Source organism: Micromonospora sp. AMSO12t, from assembly GCF_008806585.1.
Classification (GTDB): domain Bacteria; phylum Actinomycetota; class Actinomycetes; order Mycobacteriales; family Micromonosporaceae; genus Micromonospora; species Micromonospora reichwaldensis.
Window position 1 is genome coordinate 1 of sequence record NZ_WAAS01000012.1, and the last position, 20,993, is coordinate 20,993.

The 20,993-nt window shown below is 74.8% G+C and carries 14 protein-coding genes; 7 read left to right on the top strand and 7 right to left on the bottom strand.

Annotation, left to right across the window (positions count from 1 at the left end):
• Positions 1–79 precede the first annotated feature (79 nt).
• On the bottom strand, positions 80–1,657 hold the full coding sequence (locus F6X68_RS03235) for an ABC transporter substrate-binding protein (protein WP_151452839.1): 1,578 nt from the start codon (positions 1,655–1,657) through the stop codon (positions 80–82).
• Positions 1,658–2,179: 522 nt separating this feature from the next.
• Here F6X68_RS03235 and F6X68_RS03240 point away from each other — a divergent pair.
• Genes F6X68_RS03240 through F6X68_RS03265 form a run of 6 tightly spaced genes read left to right on the top strand, consistent with a single transcriptional unit; the run spans position 2,180 to position 7,182 of the window.
• Positions 2,180–2,827, top strand: a complete 648-nt coding sequence (locus F6X68_RS03240) for a PaaI family thioesterase (RefSeq protein WP_151452840.1) — start codon at positions 2,180–2,182, stop codon at positions 2,825–2,827.
• On the top strand, positions 2,824–3,699 hold the full coding sequence (locus F6X68_RS03245) for an SDR family NAD(P)-dependent oxidoreductase (RefSeq protein WP_151452841.1): 876 nt from the start codon (positions 2,824–2,826) through the stop codon (positions 3,697–3,699). Before F6X68_RS03240 ends, F6X68_RS03245 begins: the two co-directional genes overlap by 4 nt.
• Positions 3,696–4,844, top strand: coding sequence for a TIGR03617 family F420-dependent LLM class oxidoreductase (locus F6X68_RS03250; protein WP_225851945.1), 1,149 nt, complete (start codon positions 3,696–3,698; stop codon positions 4,842–4,844). The genes F6X68_RS03245 and F6X68_RS03250 overlap by 4 nt, the downstream gene beginning before the upstream one ends.
• The gene (locus F6X68_RS03255) at positions 4,841–5,737 is read left to right on the top strand and encodes an LLM class F420-dependent oxidoreductase (RefSeq protein ID WP_151452842.1); all 897 of its coding nucleotides are present in this window, start codon (positions 4,841–4,843) and stop codon (positions 5,735–5,737) included. Before F6X68_RS03250 ends, F6X68_RS03255 begins: the two co-directional genes overlap by 4 nt.
• Positions 5,738–5,789: 52 nt before the next feature.
• Positions 5,790–6,308 carry a nuclear transport factor 2 family protein gene (locus F6X68_RS03260; protein ID WP_151452843.1) on the top strand — a complete coding sequence of 173 codons (519 nt, stop codon included), beginning with the start codon at positions 5,790–5,792 and terminating at the stop codon, positions 6,306–6,308.
• 4 nt (positions 6,309–6,312) lie between these two features.
• Positions 6,313–7,182: a TIGR03619 family F420-dependent LLM class oxidoreductase gene (locus F6X68_RS03265; RefSeq protein ID WP_151452844.1), complete on the top strand. Its 870-nt coding sequence runs from the start codon at positions 6,313–6,315 to the stop codon at positions 7,180–7,182.
• A 48-nt stretch (positions 7,183–7,230) separates the two neighbouring features.
• Here the strand turns inward: F6X68_RS03265 and F6X68_RS03270 are convergent, their stop codons facing one another.
• From F6X68_RS03270 to F6X68_RS03280, 3 genes are read right to left on the bottom strand one after another with little or no spacing between them, the layout of a single operon-like run.
• Positions 7,231–8,061 (bottom strand): SDR family NAD(P)-dependent oxidoreductase, encoded by an 831-nt coding sequence (locus F6X68_RS03270; RefSeq protein WP_151452845.1) that lies wholly within the window; start codon positions 8,059–8,061, stop codon positions 7,231–7,233.
• The gene (locus F6X68_RS03275) at positions 8,058–8,534 is read right to left on the bottom strand and encodes a nuclear transport factor 2 family protein (RefSeq protein WP_151452846.1); all 477 of its coding nucleotides are present in this window, start codon (positions 8,532–8,534) and stop codon (positions 8,058–8,060) included. The genes F6X68_RS03270 and F6X68_RS03275 overlap by 4 nt, the downstream gene beginning before the upstream one ends.
• Complete coding sequence (locus F6X68_RS03280) at positions 8,531–9,454, bottom strand: NAD(P)-dependent oxidoreductase (protein ID WP_151452847.1); 924 nt, start codon at positions 9,452–9,454, stop codon at positions 8,531–8,533. The genes F6X68_RS03275 and F6X68_RS03280 overlap by 4 nt, the downstream gene beginning before the upstream one ends.
• A gap of 205 nt (positions 9,455–9,659) precedes the next feature.
• Between F6X68_RS03280 and F6X68_RS03285 the strand changes: the two genes are divergently transcribed.
• Positions 9,660–10,121: a hypothetical protein gene (locus F6X68_RS03285; RefSeq protein WP_151452848.1), complete on the top strand. Its 462-nt coding sequence runs from the start codon at positions 9,660–9,662 to the stop codon at positions 10,119–10,121.
• Positions 10,122–10,227: 106 nt separating this feature from the next.
• Here the strand turns inward: F6X68_RS03285 and F6X68_RS03290 are convergent, their stop codons facing one another.
• The 3 genes from F6X68_RS03290 to F6X68_RS03300 are packed head-to-tail and all read right to left on the bottom strand — an operon-like array spanning position 10,228 to position 20,974.
• A complete protein-coding gene (locus F6X68_RS03290; RefSeq protein ID WP_151452849.1) occupies positions 10,228–11,892 on the bottom strand; it encodes an amino acid adenylation domain-containing protein in 1,665 nt (554 codons plus the stop codon).
• Positions 11,889–19,229 carry a non-ribosomal peptide synthetase gene (locus F6X68_RS03295; RefSeq protein WP_151452850.1) on the bottom strand — a complete coding sequence of 2,447 codons (7,341 nt, stop codon included), beginning with the start codon at positions 19,227–19,229 and terminating at the stop codon, positions 11,889–11,891. Before F6X68_RS03295 ends, F6X68_RS03290 begins: the two co-directional genes overlap by 4 nt.
• On the bottom strand, positions 19,226–20,974 hold the full coding sequence (locus tag F6X68_RS03300; protein ID WP_192581262.1) for a condensation domain-containing protein: 1,749 nt from the start codon (positions 20,972–20,974) through the stop codon (positions 19,226–19,228). Before F6X68_RS03300 ends, F6X68_RS03295 begins: the two co-directional genes overlap by 4 nt.
• Positions 20,975–20,993: the final 19 nt, after the last annotated feature.

Genomic DNA, 20,993 nt, shown 5'->3' on the forward strand with positions numbered 1-20,993 from the left:
GTCACTGGCTCTGGCTGCCTTTCTTCGGGCCGGCCGGTCGGGTGGGCGACCGGCCGGCCGGCGGGTGGGGAGCTGGCGCTCAGCCCTTCGTCATCGCGACGGTGCGCAGGTCGAACAGGCCGAGGTTGGTCCACGGCAGCTGCTCGGCCCCGACGACCTTCGGGGAGGCGATGGTGGCGCTGGTGAGGTTGCAGAGCGGGATGAACCACGCCTCGGTGAACAGCCGCTCCCACAGTTGGTGGTACTGCGTGGCGCGCTCCCCCACGCTGGAGCGGGGGTCGGCGGCCCTGGCCGCGATCGGGGCGATGGCCCCGGGGTCGGTGGCGAGCTTGTAGTTGCCGGTGAAGTAGTTGTCCACCGTGCCCGCCGGGTCGAGGCGCGGGTTGAAGGTGTTGGACACCTCGAGTTCGAAGTCGCCAGCGATGAAGCGGGCCTCGGTCTCGGAGTTCGGCGTCGGGTTGAGCTTCGCGTCGATGCCGGCCTGGGCCATGGCGGCCTGGATGGCGGTGGCGGGCTGCTCGGTGTTGGTGCCGGCGGAGAAGGTGATCGACACCTTGGCCCCGCCGGCCTCGGCGATCAGCGCCTTGGCCTTGGCGAGGTCGAACTCGTACGGGTAGGTCGCCGCCGGGTCCGCCCACGGGCTGTCCGGATAGATGCTGCGGGTGGGCGTGCAGGTGTCGGCGAAGAGGGCGCGGATGGCGGCCGGGTCGACCGAGCGTGCGATGGCCTCACGGACCCGCTTGTCCTTGAGGTCGCCCATGTCGGCGCGCAGCAGGATGCCGAGGACGTTGCGGAACGGGCGGGTGGTGACCTTGAGCTGACCGGCCTCGCCGAGCTGGCGGGCCTGGACGACCTCGTTGGCCGAGGAGACGAAGCTGAGGTCGGTCTGACCGCTGACGACGCCGTTGAGTCGGGTGGCGCCCTCGGGGACGCGGGTGATCTCCATCCCGGCGAGGCGCCCGGCGTTCGGGTCCCAGTAGGCGCCTTCGGCGCGCTTGACGACGTACTTCTCGTTGGGCACGAACTCCGTGGCGACGTACGGGCCCGAGCCGGCGTTGCCGGGGGCGCGCTTGAGGTCGACGCCGTCGGCGATCGCCTTGGGCGAGACCATCATGCCGGCGGCGGTGGCCAGGGCCGAGGGGAGCACCGCGCCGGTGCCCGGCGTGAGGTTGAGGCGCACGGTGTGCGCGTCGACGACGGTGACGCCGGTGACGGCGGCGAGGTCCTGCTTGATGGTGCTCGTCGGCAGCGTCTGGCCGCGCTCGATGTTGACCTTGACGGCGGTCGCGTCGAAGGGCGTCCCGTCGTGGAAGGTGACGTCGTCGCGTAGGGCGAGTTCGAGGTGGGAGCCGTCCTTGGCGTAGGTCCACGAGGTCGCCAGGCCGGGGACGATCCCGTCCCTGGAGTCGACCATGGTGAGCCGGTCGTAGATCAGCGTGAGGTAGGGGTAACCGCCGGGGGCCGGCTGGGCCGGGTCGAGGTTCTGGAACGGGGACGAGGCCGTGACCCGCAGGACGGCGTCGGGGTCGATCTCCCCCGTGCCGGCACCGGTGGCGCCGGGGCTGCTGGTCGGGGTGCCGGAGCAGGCTCCGAGGGCGAGGGTGGCGAGCAGGCTGGTGGCGACGGCGAGGCGTCGGTGGTGCGGGAGGCGGGACAAGGTGCTCCTTTCCTGACCTGCCGCTCCGAGCCGGGAGCGGCTCCGCGGCCGGCGGCGGGGTCCCGGGTGCCCGGGGCGCGGCCGGGGTGCCGGCGGGTCGTTCGGCAGTGGCCGCGCGGGCGCGGTGGTCACGGTGGGTGGTGGATGGCGTCGGCGGCGTGATGCCCGCCTGGAGCTGCTCGGCGCGCGGCGTCCCCGAGGCTGCCGACATGCGGCGCCCCTCGCGAACCAACCAAGCGCTCGATTGGGACGGTAGGGGCAGGCTGCGGGCGCGTCAATGGGCGGACGCCCGCCGCGACCCACAAAAGGACGCCACCGCGACCCACGGCCGGACGCACCGCCACCCACGGACGGCCGCCACCGCAGCCCACGGAGGGACGCCGCCGCGGCCCGCACGGACGGACGCCGCCGCGACCCGTGGGGGCGACGCCGGGGCGCAAGCGTTGCCAGCGCGCCACCGGGTCGCTAAAGTGCGATCAAGCAAGCGCTTGGTTGCCCTGACCGGCCGAAGGAGTCCGCCCGGTGGAAGCCACCCTCGCCACGGCACAGCCCCGCGACACCGGCATCGACGCCGTCGCCTCAGCCACCCGCCGGCTCGTCGACGCGATCACCCGCGCGGGCGGGGCCATCGACGCCGACGCCGACCGGATCGTGGCCGACCTCGACGGGCTCACCGCCCGGATCGACGCCCATGCCCCGGACCTCTCCGAGCGGATCGCGACGATGTGGCGCCAGCCCGGCCCGGGCCGTTTCGACCCCGCCGGCGGCACCGAGAACCCGCTGTCGCCGCCGGTGAGTCTCTGGGTCGAGCCGGACGGCTCGCTGCGCGGCGAGGTCACCCTGCGGCTGGCCTTCCAGGGACCTCCGGGGCACGTGCACGGCGGCACCTCGGCCATGCTCATGGACCACGCCCTCGGCATCGCCAACGCCCGCGCCGGATACGCCGCGGTGACCGTCGGGCTCGACGTCTCCTTCCGCGCGGCCATCCCGATCGGCTCGACGATCACGATCCTGGCCCGGCACGACGGGCGCGACGGGCGCAAGGTACGCAGCTCCGGCGAGCTGCGCGTCGGGGACCTCACGTGCGTCACGGCCACCGGCACCTTCGTGCTGATGGACGACCCGTCGACGCGGGACAGGTTCCGACGAGACTCGAGGGAGCAGGGATGAGCACGAGTCCCGACCCGACCAGCGCCCCACCCGGTCCGCTCGCCGGCCGCGGTGCCCTCGTCATCGGCGGGGGTGGCGGCTTCGGCCGCGCCATCGCCGCCGCGCTGGCCGCCGACGGGGCCGCCGTGACGATCATGGGGCGCACCGAGGCCACGCTGCGGGCGGCGGCCGCGACGGTCGCCGCAGCCGTTCCCGGGGCGCTGCCGGTGCGGGTCAGCGTCGGCGACTCCGCCCTCGATCAGGACGTGGCCGCCGCGGTGCGCGTCGCCGACGAGACCCCGTTGGCGGCCGTCGTCACGACCGTCGGCGGCGGCACCTTCCGCCCCGTGCTCGCCCTCGACGCCGAGACCCTCGAGTACGACTTCCGGCGCAACGTCACGACGGCGCTGCACGCGATCCGGCACGGCGGACAGGCCCTGGCCGCGCACGGTGGGGGCTCGATCGTGTGCACCTCGTCGAGCGCGGGCGGGCACTCCTTCCCGTTCATGCCGTCGTACTCGGTGAGCAAGGCTGCGCTCGAGGCGCTCGTCCGGGTCGCCGCCGACGAGCTCGGCCACCTCGCGGTGCGGGTCAACGTCGTACGCCCCGGCATCGTGGCCACCGACGGGAAGAACCCGGGCCTGCTGCTGGCCGACCCCGAGCTGGCCGCCGCGACCGTCGCCGAGAAGCCCCTGTCGCGAGTCGGACGCGCCGAGGACGTCGCCGCCGCAGTCCGCTTCCTGTGCGGCCCCGAGTCGTCGTGGATCACCGGCGCGTGCCTGCCGGTCGAGGGCGGGGCGCACCTGCGCCGCGCGCCCCGACTGGAGAAGCTCGCCCGGATCGTCGGTGGCGACGAGGTCGTCGACGCCGCCCTGGCGGGCCGCATCCCATGACGGCGGCACAGGTGCCCGCCACCCGGATGGAGCTGGCCACGACACTGCCGCCGACGACGGCGCTGCGCGAGGTGCCCGCGGTCGCGGCGCGCATCGAACGGCTCGGCTTCGACACCGTGCACGTCCCCGAGACGACGCACGACTCCCTGGCGGTCGCCCTGCTCGCGGCCGAGCACACCAGCCGGATCACCGTACGCACCAGCATGACGCTGGCCTTCCCCCGCAGCCCGATGGTGACCGCGTACGCCGCGTGGGACCTCGCACGGTTCTCCGAGGGTCGCTTCCAGCTCGGGCTGGCCACCCAGGTGCGCGGCAACATCGTCGGCCGCTTCTCGGTGCCGTGGGACCGGCCGGCCGAGAACCTGCGCGACTACCTCGCCTCGATCCGGGCGATCTTCGCCGCGTTCGCCACGGGCGGGCCCCTGGAGCACGAGGGCAGCCACTACCGCTTCACCCGGCTCCAGCCCTACTTCAACCCCGGCCCGCTGTCGACCGCGGCCCCGGCGCTCTACACCGGCGGGGTCAACCGGCGCGTCTGCGAGGTGGCCGGCGAGCTCGCCGACGGCTTCGTCACCCACGCGACGAACTCGCACCCGAGCCACCTGCGCACGGTCGTGCTCCCCGCACTCCGCGCCGGGGCCGAGCGCGCCGGACGCTCCCGGATCCCGCGGGTCGTCGTCGTCTCCAAGTCGATCACCGGTCCGACACCGGCCGCACTCGCCGCGAGCCGCGACTCCGCCCGCCAGGAGCTGGCGTTCCTCTTCTCCACCCCGGCCTACCGGACGACCCTGGACCGGCTCGGCCTGGGCCGGGTCGGCGAACGGCTCGCCGCGATGGCCGCCTCCGGGCGCTGGGCGGGACTCGCCGACACCCTCGACGACGAGACCCTGGCCACGCTCATCCCGCACGGCACCTACGCCGAGCTGCCGGACGTGCTCGAACAGGCCTACGGCGGGCTCGCCGACGGGCTCGGGCTCGGGCTGCCGCTCGACCCGGCCGACGACGAGGACTTCGGCGCGCTGCTCGAACGCCTCCGGCGCATCCCGACGAGTACCGCGACCTGCGACCCGCCCGCGACCGGCGGCCCCAGCGACGAGGCCACCGGCGCGACGCGCGGCGGCGCCGGATCGGAGACCCTGCCATGACCGCACGCATCGGGCTGCTCACCCCGGTCGTCGTCCAGCATCCGCGCACCGCCGCCGCCTGGGAGCGGGACGTCCTGGCCGGCCCCGACGTCGGCGGTACGCTGCTGGCCATCGCCCGCGCCGCCGACGACCTGGGCTATCACCACCTGACGTGCAGCGAGCACGTCGCGGTGCCCGCCCCGATCGCCGCCGAGCGGGGCGGGACGTACTTCGACCCCGTGGCCACGCTGTCGTTCCTCGCCTCGGCGACGCGCCGCGTCCGGCTCGCGACGAACGTCGTCGTCATCGGATACCACCACCCGCTGGCCCTCGCCAAGACCTACGGCACCCTCGACCTGCTCAGCGGCGGGCGCGTCATCCTCGGAGTCGGCGTCGGCAGCCTCGAGGAGGAGTTCGACCTGCTCGGCGCCGAGTTCGCCGGGCGCGGCGCGGTCGCGGACGAGGCGATCGCGGCCCTGCGCGCCGCCTGGGGCAGGGCCGTGCCGCACCACGAGGGGCCCCGGTTCACGTTCACCGACTTCGTCGTCGAACCGCACGCGCCGCGCACCACGGTGCCGCTGTGGTTCGGTGGGCGCACCCGCCGCTCGCTGCGCCGTGCCGTGGCGTACGGCACCGGGTGGGCGCCGTTCGGCCTCGGGCCGCAGGAGCTGACCCGCCTGTGGACCTCCGTGGAGCGCCCGGACGACTTCGACCTCGTGCTGCAGATCCCCCCGCTGGACCCGCTCGGGGACCCGGACGGCTCCCGCGAGCACCTGCGCACGGCCGATGCCGTCGGGGCGACCGCGGTCAACGCCAGCCTCGTCGCCACCTCGGCAGCCCACCACCTCGCGCAGATGGCCGCGCTGCGCGAGCTCACCCCGGAACGCTTCGAGACGAACGCGACCACGACCTGACCGGCCACCGGCCGGATCGGCCCGCGAGAAGCCCGCTCGGAAGGAACCCACCATGACCGACTCGCAGCCCGACCGGCTCGCCCGGCTCGAGGCGCGCCTCGAGCAGGCCGAACGGCGCCTCGCCGCCGCCGAGGACCGGCTCGCCCTGTGGCAGATCGTCGCCGGCTACGGCCCCGCCGTGGACAGCGGCTCAGCCGAGGTCACCGCCCGGATGTGGACCGAGGAGGGCGTGTACGACACCTACCCGGTCGTGCTCGACGGCCGGGACGCGCTGCGCGCCATGGTGACCGGCGAGCGGCACCAGGCCCTGATCCACTCCGGCGCCGCCCATCTCATGGGCCTGCCGCACATCGTCGTCGACGGCGATCGGGCCGTCGTGACGAACTACTCGCAGCTCGTGCTCCACGCTCCCGACGAGAACGGCTACCGGATCTGGCGTACCGGCTCCAACCGATGGGAGTTCACCCGCACCGCCGAGGGCTGGAAGGTGACCCACCGCTGGAACCGCCAGCTCGACGGCACCGACGAGGGCCGCGACATCCTCGCCCGCGCCGTCGAATCCGAGGCCTGAGGCCGTGCGCATCGGCCTAAGTTCCCCGGTCCTGGCCGACTCCGGACCCCGGCCCCCGTGGGAGGCCGAGGCCGGGGTCGCCGAGCTGCGGGAGGTCTTCACGACCGCCGACCGGCTCGGGTACGAGTTCCTCACCTGCCCGGAGCACGTCAGCGTTCCAGAAGGGCTGGCCCGGGGCGAACGCTTCTACGACCCGGTCGCGACGTTCTCCTACCTCGCGGCGATCACGGAGCGGATCCGCTTCCTGCCGTACGTGCTCGTGCTCGGGCTGCACCATCCGCTCGAGCTGGCCAAGCGGTACGGCACCCTCGACCACCTCAGTGGGGGGCGGGTCGTCCTCGGAGTGGGCGTCGGCAACCTGGAGGAGGAGTTCGCGCTGCTCGGGCGCCCGTTCGCCGACCGCGGACCACGGGCGGACGACGCCCTGCGGGCCCTGCGGGCGTCGCTGTCGGTGCGGCTCGCGACCTACCACGGGGAGTACTACCACTTCACCGAGCAGGTCGTCAGCCCGCACGCGGTCCAGGAGAAGGTCCCGATCTGGGTCGGTGGCCACAGCAGGCGCGCTCTCCGGCGCGCGGTCACCCTGGGCGACGGGTGGGCACCGGCGCCGGTGACGTATCGCGGTCCGGACCTGCGGACCCTGCCGCGGATGCTCGCCGAGCACGACCTGCCGGAGGGATTCGACGTCGTCATCACCCCGCCGGCCCGCCTCGACCCGACGGGCGACCCGGAGGCCGCGCTCGACCTCGTCGGCCGGATCGGCGAGGCGGGGGCCACCGTGGTCAACGTCGTCGTGCGGCACCGCGAGCTGGCCGAGTACCTCGACCAGCTCGCGGCGGCAGCCGAGCTCTTCGGCCTCGACCGCCGCGACTGAGCACGGCCGCCTGCGCCGGGACCCCCGCGTGGGTCTCGGCGCCCACGGTCAGGCCTCGTTGGGCATGTTCGACCAGCCCTTGCCGTCGACCCGCGCGTACCAGCCCGAGGCGGCCAGGGTCCCTCCGTCGACGGGGATGGTGTGCCCGGTGACGAAGCGGGCGTCGTCGCTGGCGAGGAACTCGACGACGGCGGCGTAATCGTCGGGCTCGCCGAAGCGCCCGACGGGGATCCACGTGCGGATGAGCGCCGGGTCTCGGCCACGCAGCATCGCCGTGGCCGGTGTCTGGGGCGTGTCGGCGAGGTCGGGCGCGATCGCGTTGACCCGCACCCCGTGGCCGGCGACCTCGACGGCGAGGCTCCGGGTGAAGGCGCTGACCCCGGCGTTGTAGGCGGAGTACGGGGCGCACGCCGGGATGCCCCGGAAGGCCTCGACTGTCGAGTTGTTGACGATGGCGCCACGGCCCCGCTCGACCATGCCGGGCAGCAGCGCGTGGGTCATCGCGAGCACGTGCCACAGGTTGACCTCGTAGAGCGCCTGCCACTGCTGCGGGTTCGAGTGCAGGAAGGTCCTGGAGGCCGGGCGGAAGTCGCCGACGTTGTTGACGAGCACGTCGACCCGCCCCGAATCGAGGGCCGACGCGGCGGCGACCGCGGTGGCGACACCGTCGGCGGTGCGTACGTCGGCGAGGACGACCTCGACCTCGCCGCCGGCGCCACGGATGTCGGCGGCGGTGTCGACGGCGGCCTGCCCGTCGATGTCGACGAGGACGACGCGGGCACCCGCGGCGGCGAGACGGCGGGAGATGCCGCCGCCGATCCCGCGGGCGCCGCCGGTGACGACCGCGATCTGGTCCTCGAGCCTGCGGGTGGCGCTCATCCGCCGGTCACTTCCTCGTCGGTCCTGATCGCGGAGACGCGGTGGCGTTCGATCCAGTTGATGGTCACGGCGCGCCGCGTGAAGGCCCAGCCGTCGACGGTGCGCGCGTACTCGTCGTCGTAGTGCAGGAACCAGACCAGGTCCGAGGGCCCTTCGCGACCGGGCAGCAGGTGGTGGGCCGTGCCGCGGACCCGGCCACGGGCCCCGGTCGACGTCGGCAGGTAGCGGGCCCCGGCCACGACGTGGGTCGTCGCCAGCGTCCCGGCGAGTGCCCCGAGCGCGGCCACGACAGCGGGGCGGCCGACGTGGGAGACGTGGGGGTCGAGGTGAGCCGGCGGATCGGGGACGACGAGGACGCCGTCCGGGACGAAGAGCGCGCCGACCGCGGCGGCGTCACGGTCGTCGGCGGCCGCCGCATATGTCTCGGAGAGTACGCGCAACGCGGTGAGGTCGGCCGCGTCGAGGCTGGTCACGACCTGGGAGCGGTCGCCGCGCGCACGACCTCGACGAGCTCGGCGGCGGCACGCTCGCAGTCACCGCGGGTGTAGCCGAGCAGTGCGGTCTCGGTCGGATCCGGTTCGTAGGCGAGAACGGTCCCGCGGCCCTGGACGATCATCGAGTCGGGCATGAAGGGGTGCGGCTCGTCGAGCTCGGCGATGGTGCGGTTGCCCCCGGCCGCGTCGACGAGCAGCTGGAAGAACTGCGCGAACGTGAGGTTGGCGTCACCGACGAGGTATGCCGCGCCCGCCGTACCGCGGTCGATCGCGCCGCCGATCGCCTCGGCCAGGGACCGGGCCGACATGTAGTTCGTGCCGCCGGCCGGTGCGTGGTCGGGGAACTGCGGCTCGTTGCCGGCCGCCCAGGACACCATGCGGCGGTAGCGCTTGGCCGTGATGCCGGGGATGGCACCGATGATCGAGGGCGGGTTGAGGGTGCAGACCGTGAAGGAGGCGTCCGCCAGCGCCCGGGCTCCCTCGTCGGCGTCGCGGCGGGCGGCGACATAGGCGTTGGAGTCGGCCAGGTCGGGTCGCAGGTGGTGGTAGTAGCTGCCGATCTGGACGAAGCGGGAGACACCCGCGCTCTTGGCGAGCGCGGCGAAGGCCGGCACTCCCCCGCTCTGGGTCTCCTTCCAGAACTGGGTCTCGTCCACGTCGCGGGGCAGATGGCGCACGTCCTGGCCCGCGGCGAAGACGACCGCGTCGAAGGGGGCCAGGTCCTTGCGGGTGAACGTCTGGCGGGTGTAGTCCCCGACCAGGACAGGCAGGTCGGCGACGGGCGAGTCCGCGTCGACCGCTCCCCGGGCGGCGACGGTGACGTCGTCTCCCCGATCCCGCAGGTGGAGAGCGGCGTGGGCCCCGATCATGCCGGTTCCACCGACGACGAGCACCTTCATCGTGAGGTCTCCTTGCGTAGTGAGGCGACTCCCCGGCGCGCGTCTGGGAGCCAGCATGGCAGCTGAGCTTACCAACCAAGCGATAGGTTGGTTAGTGGTGCGGGTGTGCGCGCTGACGCAACAGCTGTGCACTCGCCCGTAAGGACAGCCGTGTGCCGCGGCGAGCATGCTCGTTCCACAACGTCCGCAACAGACGGAGGAACCCATGCGAGATCTACGGAGAATCCGGGTCCTGGCGACAGCCGCCGCAGTCGTCGCGCTGCTCACCGCCGCCGCGTCCCCGGCGCGGGCGGACACCACGCTGGAGGTGAGACCGGGTCTCAGCCCGTTCTTCTCCGACGGCAAGAACGGCAGCGGACCCCGGGAGTACGTGACCCGCAACCTGAGCACGGAGGCCCGCAACCAGTACCTGCGCAGCTGCAGGTCGGGCTACTCCTGCTACGCCGTGGGAGAGGGCGACGGTCAGCACACCTTCTTCGAGCTCTACTACTGCGACAATCGGAGTGTCACGAACTTCCTGGGCCGCGGCGCCGCCGTCAACCACCAGACGGACGAGGCGGTCGCGTACCTCCGCGACAGAGAAAGCGTGACGAGACAGGAGATCGACCCGGACAACATCCCGGTCTCCGTCGACTGGAACCCGATCTGGTACATCCACCCGTGCTGACCCGGTGAACGGGCCCGCGCCGTCGTGATCCCGGGGGCGACGGCGCGGGCCCGCGGTCGTGCGCGCACCTCTCCCCCGGGTGCGCCCACCGGCGGCCGGACGGCGGCTACCCCGGCACCCCGAGCACGTGCGTGCTGCCGGTGCGTGCCGGCCACGGCAGCGCCGCGCGGTCGAGCTTTCCGTTGGCGGTGGCGGGGAAGCCGTCCACGAACACCACCGCGGCCGGCACCATGTAGTCCGGCAGCGCGGCGGCCACGTGCCGGCGCAGCTCCCGTACGGTCGGACGGCAGCCGGGGGCCGGCACGACGTAGACCACCAGGGCGCGCTCGCCGTCGCGGTCCGGCCGGGCCAGCGCCACCACGTCCTTCACCCCGGCGTGCCCGCGCAGGCGGTGCTCGACCTCGGCCAGCTCCACCCGGGCGCCCCGGATCTTGACCTGCCCGTCGACCCGGCCGAGGAAGGTCAGCACCCCGTCGGAGCCGAAGCTCGCCCGGTCGCCGGTGCGGTAGAGCCGGCCGCGTGGGTCGGGCCCGAGCGTGTCCGGGACGAACCGCTGCCGGGTCAGCTCCGGCTGGCGGTGGTAGCCGAGGGCGAGGACGTCGCCGCCGATGAGCAGGTCGCCCGGCACCCCTACCGGGCACGGCCGCAGGTCCTCGTCGACCACCCAGTACTGCGCGTTGTCGATCGGTCGCCCGTACGGGATGCTCCGCCAGGCCGGGTCGACCGCGCCGACCTCGAACCAGTTCGACCAGACGGTCGCCTCGGTCGCGCCGCCGAGGCTGACGATCGTCGCCCCGGTGAAGACCGACCGCACCTCGTCCGGCAACGTCAACGGCGTGTAGTCGCCGCTGAGGTAGACCAGCCGCAGGTGCCCGGTCCCTGCGGCGCCCCGGTGCCCGCCGAGCAGCGGCGCGAGGTGGGCCAGCGTGGTCGGCGCCGAGTTCCAGTACGTCACCGGCTCCCGCAGCAGCACGTCGAGCAGCAGTTCCGGGTCGCACCGCTGCGCGTCGTCGGCGACGTAGACGCCCGCCCCGTACGCGGGCAGGCCGAGCAGGTCGAAGACGGACAGGTCGAAACCGAGCGAGGTGACCGACAGGCCCAGGTCGTGCGGGCCGAAGCCGTGCGTGCGGCGGCACCAGGCGAAGAGGTTGTGCAGCGACCGGTGCGCCACGGCGACGCCGTTGGGCCGGCCGGTGCTGCCGGAGGTGAAGACCACGTAGGCGGTGGAGTCCGCGCCGGTGCCGGGCTCCGGGCTCCGCAGCTCGCGGTGGTCCGGGACCGGGGCGTCGGCGGGCACCGTGCGTACCTGCGGCGGCGCCGGCCAGCCGTCCTCGCCCGCCGTGCCGACCAGCAGCCGCACACCGGCCTCGGCCAGTAGGGTGTGCGCGCGTTCGGCCGGGAGCGCCGGCTCGACCGGCACGTAGCAGCCGCCCGCCTTCAGCACCCCGTACACGGCGACCGCCAGCAGCGGGCCGCGCGGCACCCGGATGCCCACCGGCGTCTCGGGTCCAACGCCCTGGTCGCGCAGCGCCCAGGCCAGCCGGTTGGCGAGCCGGTCCAGCTCGGCGAAGCTGAGCGCGCCGCCGGCCCAGCGCACCGCCACGGCGTGCGGGCGGAGCCGGGCCTGCTCCTCGAACAGCCGGTGCACCGGGCCGTCCGCGGCGTACGCGCGGGCGGTGGCGTTCCACGCCCGCTGCTGCGCGGCCGGGTCGGATGCGGCAGGTCGGGGCACGGCCGGGTCGGTCGACGGGCGGCCCGGCCTGGTGGTCATCGGCTGCCGGCCAGCACGGCGCTGATCACGTCGGTCAGGTGCACCAGGAGCGGCGGCTTCATGATTCCGATGTGGTCCCCCGGCACCCGGTGCAGCTCGATCCCGCCGCCGATCAGCTCCTCCCAGCGTTCGAGGTAGTCGGCGAACGTCTGGCCGGAGGACACCACGTGCTGGCCGTTGGCGAGCGCGTCGCTGGCGATGAGGTGCAGCTTGCCGGCGTAGCGGGGGTTCGGGTACTCGATGAGCGCCTGCAACGATTCCCGCCAGACCCGGACCATCCGCGGCCAGGCGGCGCCGACGCCGCGCTCGGGCAGCGCCATGCCTTCCTTCTCGTCGATGTCGTTGGCCACCCGCTCGTAGAGGTCCATGATCTCGGCGCGCCGCTCGGGCGTGTCCGCCTCCGGCCCGCCCCGGTCGATCTCCAGCACCAGCTTCTCCAGCCGGCGCACGAAGCCCATCTGCTCGTAGAACTTCGGCCGGGTCTGCGCGTCCAGCACCGGGTCGAGGAGCATGAAGGTCACCTCCTCACCGGCGTCCAGCAGCAGGGTGGCGAGCTCCGCCGCGATCGTGCTGCCACCGCACCAGCTGAACAGCCGGTACGGCCCGTGCGGCTGGGCGGCCCGCAGCTCGTCGAAGTGCCGGCGGGCCATCTCGGCGGCGGTGGGGATCGTGGCGTGGTCGCCGTGCGGCTTCGGCCACTCGAACGCGGCCAGTGGTAGCTGCGGGTCCAGGTACGGCAGGAAGCGCTGGAACCAGTGGGCGCTGCCGCCGCCGGGGTGGATGCAGAACAGCGGCGTGGCGCTGCCGCGCCGCAGCCACAGCAGCGCCCGGTTGCGGCTGCCGGGCGCGGCCGGTGCCTCGGGGCCGCCGACCGCGCCGTCGGTGATCGCGGCGGCCAGCCGCGCGACGGTCTGGTGCTCCAGGAAGGCCCGGAACGTCAGCTCCACGCCGTGCGACTCCCGCAACAGCGAGATGACCCGCATCATCGCCATCGAGTGCCCGCCGAGGTCGAAGAAGTCGTCGTCGATGCCGACCCGGTCCAGCCGCAGCACCTGCGCCCAGGCGTCGGCGATGGTCTGCTCCAGCGGTGTCCGGGGCGCCACCGGCGCGATCTGCGCGGCGGGCCTCGGCTCGGCAGCGACCAGCGCGGCGCGGTCGACCTTGCCCGAGGCGGTGACCGGGAACTGCCCGACGACGTGGCAGCGGGTCGGCACCATGTGCGCCGGCAGCCGGCGGCGTACGTGCTCGCGCAGCTCGGCCGGGGACGGGGCGGCGCCGCAGCTGCCGGCGGTGAGCCGGACGAACGCCACGAGCGTCGCCTCCTCGGTGCCCGCCGCGGCGACGGCGACGGCCGCGGCCGCGACGCTCGGGTGCGCCTCCAGCGCGTGCTCGACCTCGCCGAGTTCGATGCGGAAACCGCGGACGCTGACCTGCTGGTCGCCGCGCCCGTGGAAGCGCAGCGAGTCGTCGGCGGCGCGGGAGACCACGTCGCCGGTGCGGTACATCCGGCTGCCGGGCGGCCCGAACGGGTCCGGGACGAACCGGTCGGCGGTCAGCGCCGGCCGGCCGAGGTAGCCGCGGGCCAGGCCCGCGCCGGCGACGTACAGCTCGCCGCGCACCCCGGCGGGCAGCGGCCGGCCGTCGGCGTCCAGGACGTGGCACCGCACGTTCGCCAGCGGGGTGCCGATCGACGGCATCCGCTCCGGCGAGCCGGGGGCGACCGGCGCGTACGTGGCGGCGACGCACGCCTCGGTGGGGCCGTAGAGGTTGACGAACGCGGCGTGCCGCGCCCACCGGTCGGCCTGCCCGGCGGGGCACGCCTCGCCGCCGACCAGGGTGACCCGCAGCCGCGGGAAGTCCGCCGGGTCCAGCCGGCTCAGCATCGACGGCGGCAGGAATAGGTGGGTCAGCGTGGCCGCCTCGGCGCGCAGGTCGCCCGGGTCGCGGTCGGGCTCGGGCAGCACCAGCTCGGCGCCGGCGGTGAGCGCGGCGACCAGCTCGGACACCGACGCGTCGAAGCCCACCGAGAAGAACTGGAGCATCCGGTCGCCCGGCCGGACGTCGAAGACCTCCTGCTGGGCGTGCCGGAGGTTGAGCAGCGCCCGGTGCGGCACGGCGACCCCCTTGGGCCGCCCGGTCGAGCCGGACGTGTAGGTGACGTACGCCAGGTCGTCCGGCGCCACCGTCACCTCCGGCGCGGTGACCGGCATGTCGAGCTGGGCGGACTCGTCGGTCACGTCGACCGTCGGCACGCCCGCCGGGCCGGCCTGGACGAGGCCGGCCGGCAGCCGCCCGGCGGCGAGCAGCACCGCGGCTGCCGTGTCGTCGAGCATGAACCGCAGCCGTTCGACCGGGTACGCCGGATCCAGCGGCAGGAACGCGCCGCCCGCCTTCAGCACGGCCAGTACGCAGACGGCGAGGTCGGGCGTCCGCGGCAGGCAGATGCCGACGACCGTGCCCGGGCCGACGCCGAGCGCGCGCAGCCGGTGCGCCAGCCGGTTCGCGCGTAGCTCCAGCTCGGCGTAGTAGACCTTGACGACGCCCTGCCGCAGCGCGACGGCGGTGGGCGCGGACCGGGCCTGCCGCTCGATCAGCCGGTGCACCGGCTCATCGGTGGGGAACGCCCGGTCCGTGCGGTTCGGGTCGACGAGCACCCGCTCGCGGTCGGCCGGCGCCAGCGTCACGGTCCGCGGCGACGGCGACGGCGACACAGCCGGGGTGGCGTCGGGACCGGCGCCGGGGTCGCGGGCGGCACCGGGCCCGGCCGCGCTGGCGGCCATCGACGCCAGCACCTGCCGGTAGGTCCGGCCGACCAGCTCCAGGTACGGCCGGCCGATCCTGCTCGGCCGGCCGAGCAGGCGCAGGTGCCCGGGGAACGACACCGCGGAGAACGGCTGCTCGCTCGGGCTGAAGTCGGCCTCCAGGTCGATGCCGGAGCTCCAGTCGAGCATGTGGAAGTCCAGGTACGTGAAGCTGACGTCGACCAGCGCCGAGGCGTGCCGGCCGTCGCGCCGCATCGCGGCCATCGAGTAGCGCCGGTGCGGCCACATCCGGGCCTCCCGCGCGAAGACCGCCCGCACCAGCTCCGGCCAGCTCCCGGCGGTCAGGTCGGCGGGGAACGGCACCGTGTTCAGGTACATGCCGATCACCTCGTCGCCGCGCAGCCGCTCCGGCCGGCCGTTGCCGACCAGCCCGGTGAAGAAGCGCTGCCGCCCGGTGACCACGCCCCAGGCCGCGAGGTGGGCGGCGTGCAGCACGCTCTTCAGCGACGCCCCCGCGTCGGCCGCGAGCCGGCGCAGCGCAGGCTCCAGGTCGGCGTACTCGACGACGACCTGGTCCGGCGCGTCGTCGGCGCCGGCCGGCCCCTCGGCCCCGTCCGCCTGACCGCCCCACTCGGCCGGGATCTCCAGCTTGTCGGCGGCCGTGATCGTGGCCGTCCAGAAGTCCCGGTCGGCCGCCGAGCGCAGCGACTCCTGCTCGGCCGCGACGAAGTCGGCGAACCGGACGGCCGGCAGCGGCGCCGGCCGGGGCACGTCGCCCCGGCGCAGCGTCCGGTAGTACCCGAGCAGCTCGGCGATCACCGACGTGTGGCTCCAGCCGTCGAGGATCGCATGACACTCGACGTGGGTGAGCCACCACTCGCGCTCGCCGGTCTGGTGCACCGTGTAGCGCAGCAGCGGCGGCACGGCCAGGTCGAACGGCGCGGCACGCTGGGCGAGCAGGAAGTCGTCGAGGACCTGGCGCCGCGCGGCCGGCGGCAGGTCCCGCAGGTCGTCCAGGTCCACCGGCAGCTCGGCGGTGCGGTGCACCAGTTGCAGCGGCCGCGTGTAGCCGGCGAGCGCGAACGAGGTACGCAGGATCTCGTGCCGCCGCACCAGCAGTGCCGCGGCAGCGCGCAGGTCGGCCAGGTCGAACGGCGTCTCGTCCTCGATCCGGTAGCAGCTGACGTTCACGTAGACCGGCCGCTGCGCGGCCAGCATCTCGTACACCATTCCGGCCTGGATCTCGCCCATCGGGTACGCGTCGACCAGGCCCGGCGGCAGCAGCGCGCGGTCGGCCTCGGACAGCAGCGCGAACGGCGCCACGACCGGCTGCTCGGTCACCTCGGCCGGCTGCTCCGGCGCCCGGGCGCCGACCAGTTCGGCCAGCTCGGCCACCGTGGCGTGGCTGAACAGGTCGTGCACCGACACCGGCAGGCCGGCCGCCCGCAGCGCCCCGACGGCGCGGATGGCCCGGATCGAGTCGCCGCCGTGCGCGAAGAACGCGTCGTGCCGGCCCACCGCGTCGACGCCGAGCGCGTCGGCCACGGCGCGCGCGATCGTCCGCTCCAGCGGGGTGCGTGGCGCTTCCGCCGCCGGCGGGGCGCCGCTGGGCGGTGCGGGCAGCGCGCGATGATCGACCTTGCCGGCGGCGGTCAGCGGCAGCGCGTCGAGCACCACCCACCGCGCGGGCACCAGCTGGCGGGGCAGCCGGGCCCGGGCGTACGCGGCGACGCCGTCCCGGTCGACCGCCGGCCCGACCTGCCCGGCGCCGGCCTCGGCGGCCGGGCCGACGAGGTACGCGACGAGCCGGTCGTCGTGCACGGTGACCACGGCGGCGGCGACGTCCGGGTGCGCGGTGAGCACCGCCTCGACCTCGCCCGGCTCGATCCGGTGACCGTGCAGCTTCACCTGCCGGTCCAGCCGGCCCAGGTACTCGATCGTCCCGTCGGCGCGGTGCCGGGCCAGGTCGCCGGTGCGGTAGAGCCGGTCCCCCGGCCGCGTGCCGAACGGGTCCGGCACGAACCGGTCGGCCGTGTGCGCGGGGCGGCCCAGGTAGCCGCGGGCGAGCTGGACGCCGGCCACCACCAGCTCGCCGGGTACGCCGACCGGCAGCAGCCGCAGGTCCGGGTCGACGACGTGGGCGCGGGTGTTGGCGACCGGGCGGCCGATCGTGACCGGTTCCCCGGGCAGGCACCGCGCCGCGGTCACGTCGATCGTCGCCTCGGTCGGGCCGTAGAGGTTGTGCAGCTCGCAGCCGATCCGCTCGGACACGGCCGCCGCCAGCCCGTCCGGGAGCGGCTCGCCGCTGGCGAAGATCCGGCGTACCGAGGGCAGCTCGCCGGCCGGCGTGTCGAGGAAGGCGCGCAGCATCGACGGCACGAAGTGCAGCGTGGTGACGCCGTGCTCGGCGATCGCCGTGGCCAGGTACGCCGGGTCCCGGTGCCCGCCGGGACGGGCGACGACGAGCGTCGCGCCGGTGATCAGCGGCCAGAACAGCTCCCAGACCGAGACGTCGAAGCCGTACGGGGTCTTGTGCAGCACCCGGTCGGTGGCGTCGAGCGGGTACTCGCGCTGCATCCAGGCCAGCCGGTTCACGAGCGCGCGGTGGGTGATCACGACGCCCTTGGGCGGGCCGGTCGAGCCGGAGGTGTGCAGCACGTACGCCGGGTGGTCCGGGTCGGGGTCACCGGGCGGCGGTCCGTGCGGGGCGGTGCCGTCCACGTCGGGCCGGAGCACCGTGCGCGAGGCGGTGCCGACGGTATCCCGGTCGGTCACCACGACCCGTACCGCAGCGTCGGTGAGCAGCTGCTCCAGCCGCTGCGGCGGGCTCTCGGTGTCCAGCGGCAGGTAGGCGCCGCCGGCGGTGAGCACGGCCAGCAGCGCGGTCACCAGGTCCGGGCCGCGCTCCAGGCACACCCCGACCACCGACTCGGGACCGACGCCGGCCGCGCGCAGCCGGAGCGCCAGCGCGGTGACGCGGGCGTCGAGTTCGGCGTACGACAGGCTCCGCTGCGCCGTCCGCACGGCCACCGCGTCCCCGGTGGCCGCCACCTGGGCCCGGAACAGCGCGGGCAGCGTGGTGGCCGGCACGTCGGTCGCGGTGTCGTTCCAGCCGTCGAGCAGCTGCTCGCGCTCGGCCGGCGGGAGGATGTCGACGTCGGCCAGCGGGATGTCCGGGGCCGCCGCCACGCCGGCCAGCAGCCGACCGACGTGTGCGACGAAGCGCTCGATCGTGGCGCGGTCGAACAGGCTGGTGGCGTAGACCGCGGCGCCGGCGAGCGAGCCGTCCGGGCCCGGGCCCACCGACAGGGTCAGGTCGAACTTGGCGTCGGCGAACGGGATCGGCACCGACAGGACGTCCAGGCCGGGCGCCTGGAAGCCGTCCGGCCCGGCCTCCTGCCAGACGAACATCGTCGAGAAGAGCGCCGTCCGCGCGGGGTCGCGGACGGGCGCCAGCTCCTCGACGAGCTGCTCGAACGGCAGCTCCTGGTGGGCGAAGGCGTCCAGCGACGTACGGCGGACCCGCTCGACCAGCTCGCCGAACGTGGGATCGCCGGCCAGGTCGGCCCGCACCACGACGGTGTCCACGAAGAGCCCGATGAGGTCCTGCACGTCGTCGTGCCCACGGCCGGCGACCGGCGTGCCGACCGTGACGTCGGTCCGGCCGCTCCACCGCCCGAGCACGACCGCGTACGCGGCCAGCAGGACCATGAACGGCGTGGCCCGGTGGCGGCGGGCCAGCTCACCGAGGGTTGCCGCCACCTCGGCGGGCACGGTGAACGGCACGACGTCGCCGGCGGAGTCCCGTACCGCCGGCCGTGGCCGGTCGGCCGGCAGGTCCACCGGCGTGGCGCCGGCGAGCTGGCGGCGCCAGTACGGCAGCTGGGTCTCGCGCAGCTCGGCGGTCCGCTGCCGCTGCCAGGCGGCCACGTCGGCGTACTGCGCGGGCAGCGGGGGGAGGTCGGCCGGGCGACCGTCGAGCGCGGCGGTGTAGCGATGGTGCAGCTCGTCGAGCAGCAGGCCCTCCGACCAGAGGTCCATGGCGATGTGGTGGGTCGTGAGCAGCAGCAGGTGCTGGTCGGGTTCCCGCCGGACGAGCAGGGCGCGGAAAACCGGCCCGGCGGCCAGGTCGATCGGCTCGCGGTCGACGGAGACGAGCCGGTTGAGCAATCCGCACTGGGTGTCGCCGTCCAGGTGGGTGAGGTCGCGGATCGGCAGCGGGACCGGGGCGGGCGGGTCGATCAGCTGCACCGGCTCGCCGTCGAGGCCGACCGGGTAGCGGGTGCGCAGCACCTCGTGCCGGGCCACCAACCCGTCCAGCGCGGCCCGCAGCGCGTCGAGGTCCAGCCGGCTGCCCGGCCGGTCGGTCATGTGCAGCGCGATCTGCACCAGGTACTCGACGCCGCCGGGGCGCAGCCGGTCGATGATCCACAGCCGGCGCTGGGCGTACGACAGCGGTGGCGGGTCCGCCCGCGACGCCGGGGGGATGCCCGGCTCGGGGAGCGGCTCGAGGCCGAGCAGCCGGCGCTCCAGCAGCTTCTCGTGCGGGGTGGGCGACTCCAGCATCTCGGTCATCGGGTTCCTTCCCGGGCGGCTCGGGACAGCAGGTCCTGCACCTGGCTGTCGGAGAGTCGGCTGACGTCGGCGCGGACCGCGGCGGTGACCACGGCCGCGAGTCCGGCCACGGAGGTGGCCTCGAACAGGACCTGCAGGGGGAGATCGACGGCGAACGTCCGCCGCAGCGCGGTACGCACCCGGGCGACCAGCAGCGAGTGGCCGCCGAGGTCGAAGAAGTCGTCGTCGGCGGCGATGTCGTCGACGCCGAGCAGCCGCGACCAGATCCCGGCGACGACCTGCTCGACCGGGCCGGCCGGGGCGGGTGCCGGCGGAACGGGGGCACCCGCCGGCACCGCCGCAGTAGCCGGCACGCCCGGCGCGCCGGGCGCCGGGGCCAGCCGGACCGCCCGGGCCTCCGGTTCGCGGGTCGACCGCTCCAACAGCGCCACGTAGTCCTCGGCGAGCCGGAGCATCGTCGTCCGGTCGAACAGGCCGCCGGCGTACTCGAGAACGCACCGCAGGTCGCCGGCCGCGGTGCGGCAGACCGTGAAGACCAGGTCGAACTTGGCGTCGGTGGCGTTCATGGGCAGCGGCCACACCGTGGCGCCGCCGAGCGTGCCAGGCGTCTCCGCCGTGTGCAGGACCTGGAACATGATCTCGAACAGCGGGTTGCGGGCGGGGTCGCGGCGGGGCCGGACCGCCGCCACGACATCCTCGAACGGCACGTCGTTGTGCAGGAGCGCGGCCAGCACCGTCGTGCGCACCCGGTCCAGCACCTCGGTGAACGACGGTTCGCCCGCCAGGTCGGTCCGCAGCACCAGGGTGTTGACGAAGAAGCCGATCAGGTCCTCGGTCTCCGGCACGTCCCGCCCGGCGGCGGGCATCCCGACGGCGATGTCGGTGCGGCCGGTCCGGTGCGCCAGCAGCACCTGGAAGGCGGCAAGCAGCGTCATGAACGCGGTCGTGCCGTACCGCTCGCCGGCGGCGGCGACCAGCCGGGCGACGTGCCGCGGCACGTCCACGGCGAGCATGTCGCCGCTGGGGTCGCGGCGGGTGCCGCGCGGGCGGTCGGTGGGCAGCAGGACCGGTTCGAGCCCGGCGAGCTGGTCCCGCCAGTAGCCGATGCCGGCCGCGCCGGCGGCCTCGCGCCGGGCCCGCTGCCAGGCCGCGACGTCGGCGTACTGCACCGACGGCGGCGCCGGCACGGGCCGGCCGGCCGCCAACGCGCGGTACGCGTGGTCCAGGTCGCGCAGCAGCACGTCGCACGACCAGGCGTCGGCGGCGATGTGGTGCAGGGTGAGGCCGACCAGGTGCTCCGTCGGCGCGAGCCGTACCACCACGACCCGCAGCGGGTGCTCCCGGCGCAGGTCGAACGGCCGGCCCGCCGCCGTGTCGAGCAGCGCCGCAGCCCGGGTCCCGGCGTCCGGTCCCCCGGTCAGGTCCACGACCGTCACGTCGGCCGGGCCGGGCGGGTCGACGACCTGCACCGGCTCGCCGTCGCTGTCCCGGTACCGGGTGCGCAGCACCTCGTGCCGGCCGACGACCGCGGTCACGGCGCGGGCGAACACCGCGGGATCCCACGACCCGCGCAGGCGCATCCGCAGCCAGACGAGGTATTCGGTGCCGTCGCCGTGCAGCCCGTCGAGGAACCACAGCCGCTCCTGTCCGGGCGACAGCCGCAGCGCGCCGGTGCGCGGCACCGGCCGGATCCGGGTGCCGCTCGGCGGCGGGGCGTTCGTCTGGTCGGGCATCCGGCTCGGCATCGGCGGTCTCCCCTTCACC

What these genes read in the sequence shown, in the direction of transcription:
- F6X68_RS03300 (WP_192581262.1), bottom strand. Translation starts at nt 20,974, where the DNA reads ATGCCGAGCCGGATGCCCGACCAGACGAACGCCCCGCCGCCGAGCGGC.
- F6X68_RS03245 (WP_151452841.1), top strand. Translation starts at nt 2,824, where the DNA reads ATGAGCACGAGTCCCGACCCGACCAGCGCCCCACCCGGTCCGCTCGCC.
- F6X68_RS03285 (WP_151452848.1), top strand. Translation starts at nt 9,660, where the DNA reads ATGCGAGATCTACGGAGAATCCGGGTCCTGGCGACAGCCGCCGCAGTC.
- F6X68_RS03290 (WP_151452849.1), bottom strand. Translation starts at nt 11,892, where the DNA reads ATGACCACCAGGCCGGGCCGCCCGTCGACCGACCCGGCCGTGCCCCGA.
- F6X68_RS03295 (WP_151452850.1), bottom strand. Translation starts at nt 19,229, where the DNA reads ATGACCGAGATGCTGGAGTCGCCCACCCCGCACGAGAAGCTGCTGGAG.
- F6X68_RS03270 (WP_151452845.1), bottom strand. Translation starts at nt 8,061, where the DNA reads ATGAGCGCCACCCGCAGGCTCGAGGACCAGATCGCGGTCGTCACCGGC.
- F6X68_RS03280 (WP_151452847.1), bottom strand. Translation starts at nt 9,454, where the DNA reads ATGAAGGTGCTCGTCGTCGGTGGAACCGGCATGATCGGGGCCCACGCC.
- F6X68_RS03250 (WP_225851945.1), top strand. Translation starts at nt 3,696, where the DNA reads ATGACGGCGGCACAGGTGCCCGCCACCCGGATGGAGCTGGCCACGACA.
- F6X68_RS03255 (WP_151452842.1), top strand. Translation starts at nt 4,841, where the DNA reads ATGACCGCACGCATCGGGCTGCTCACCCCGGTCGTCGTCCAGCATCCG.
- F6X68_RS03260 (WP_151452843.1), top strand. Translation starts at nt 5,790, where the DNA reads ATGACCGACTCGCAGCCCGACCGGCTCGCCCGGCTCGAGGCGCGCCTC.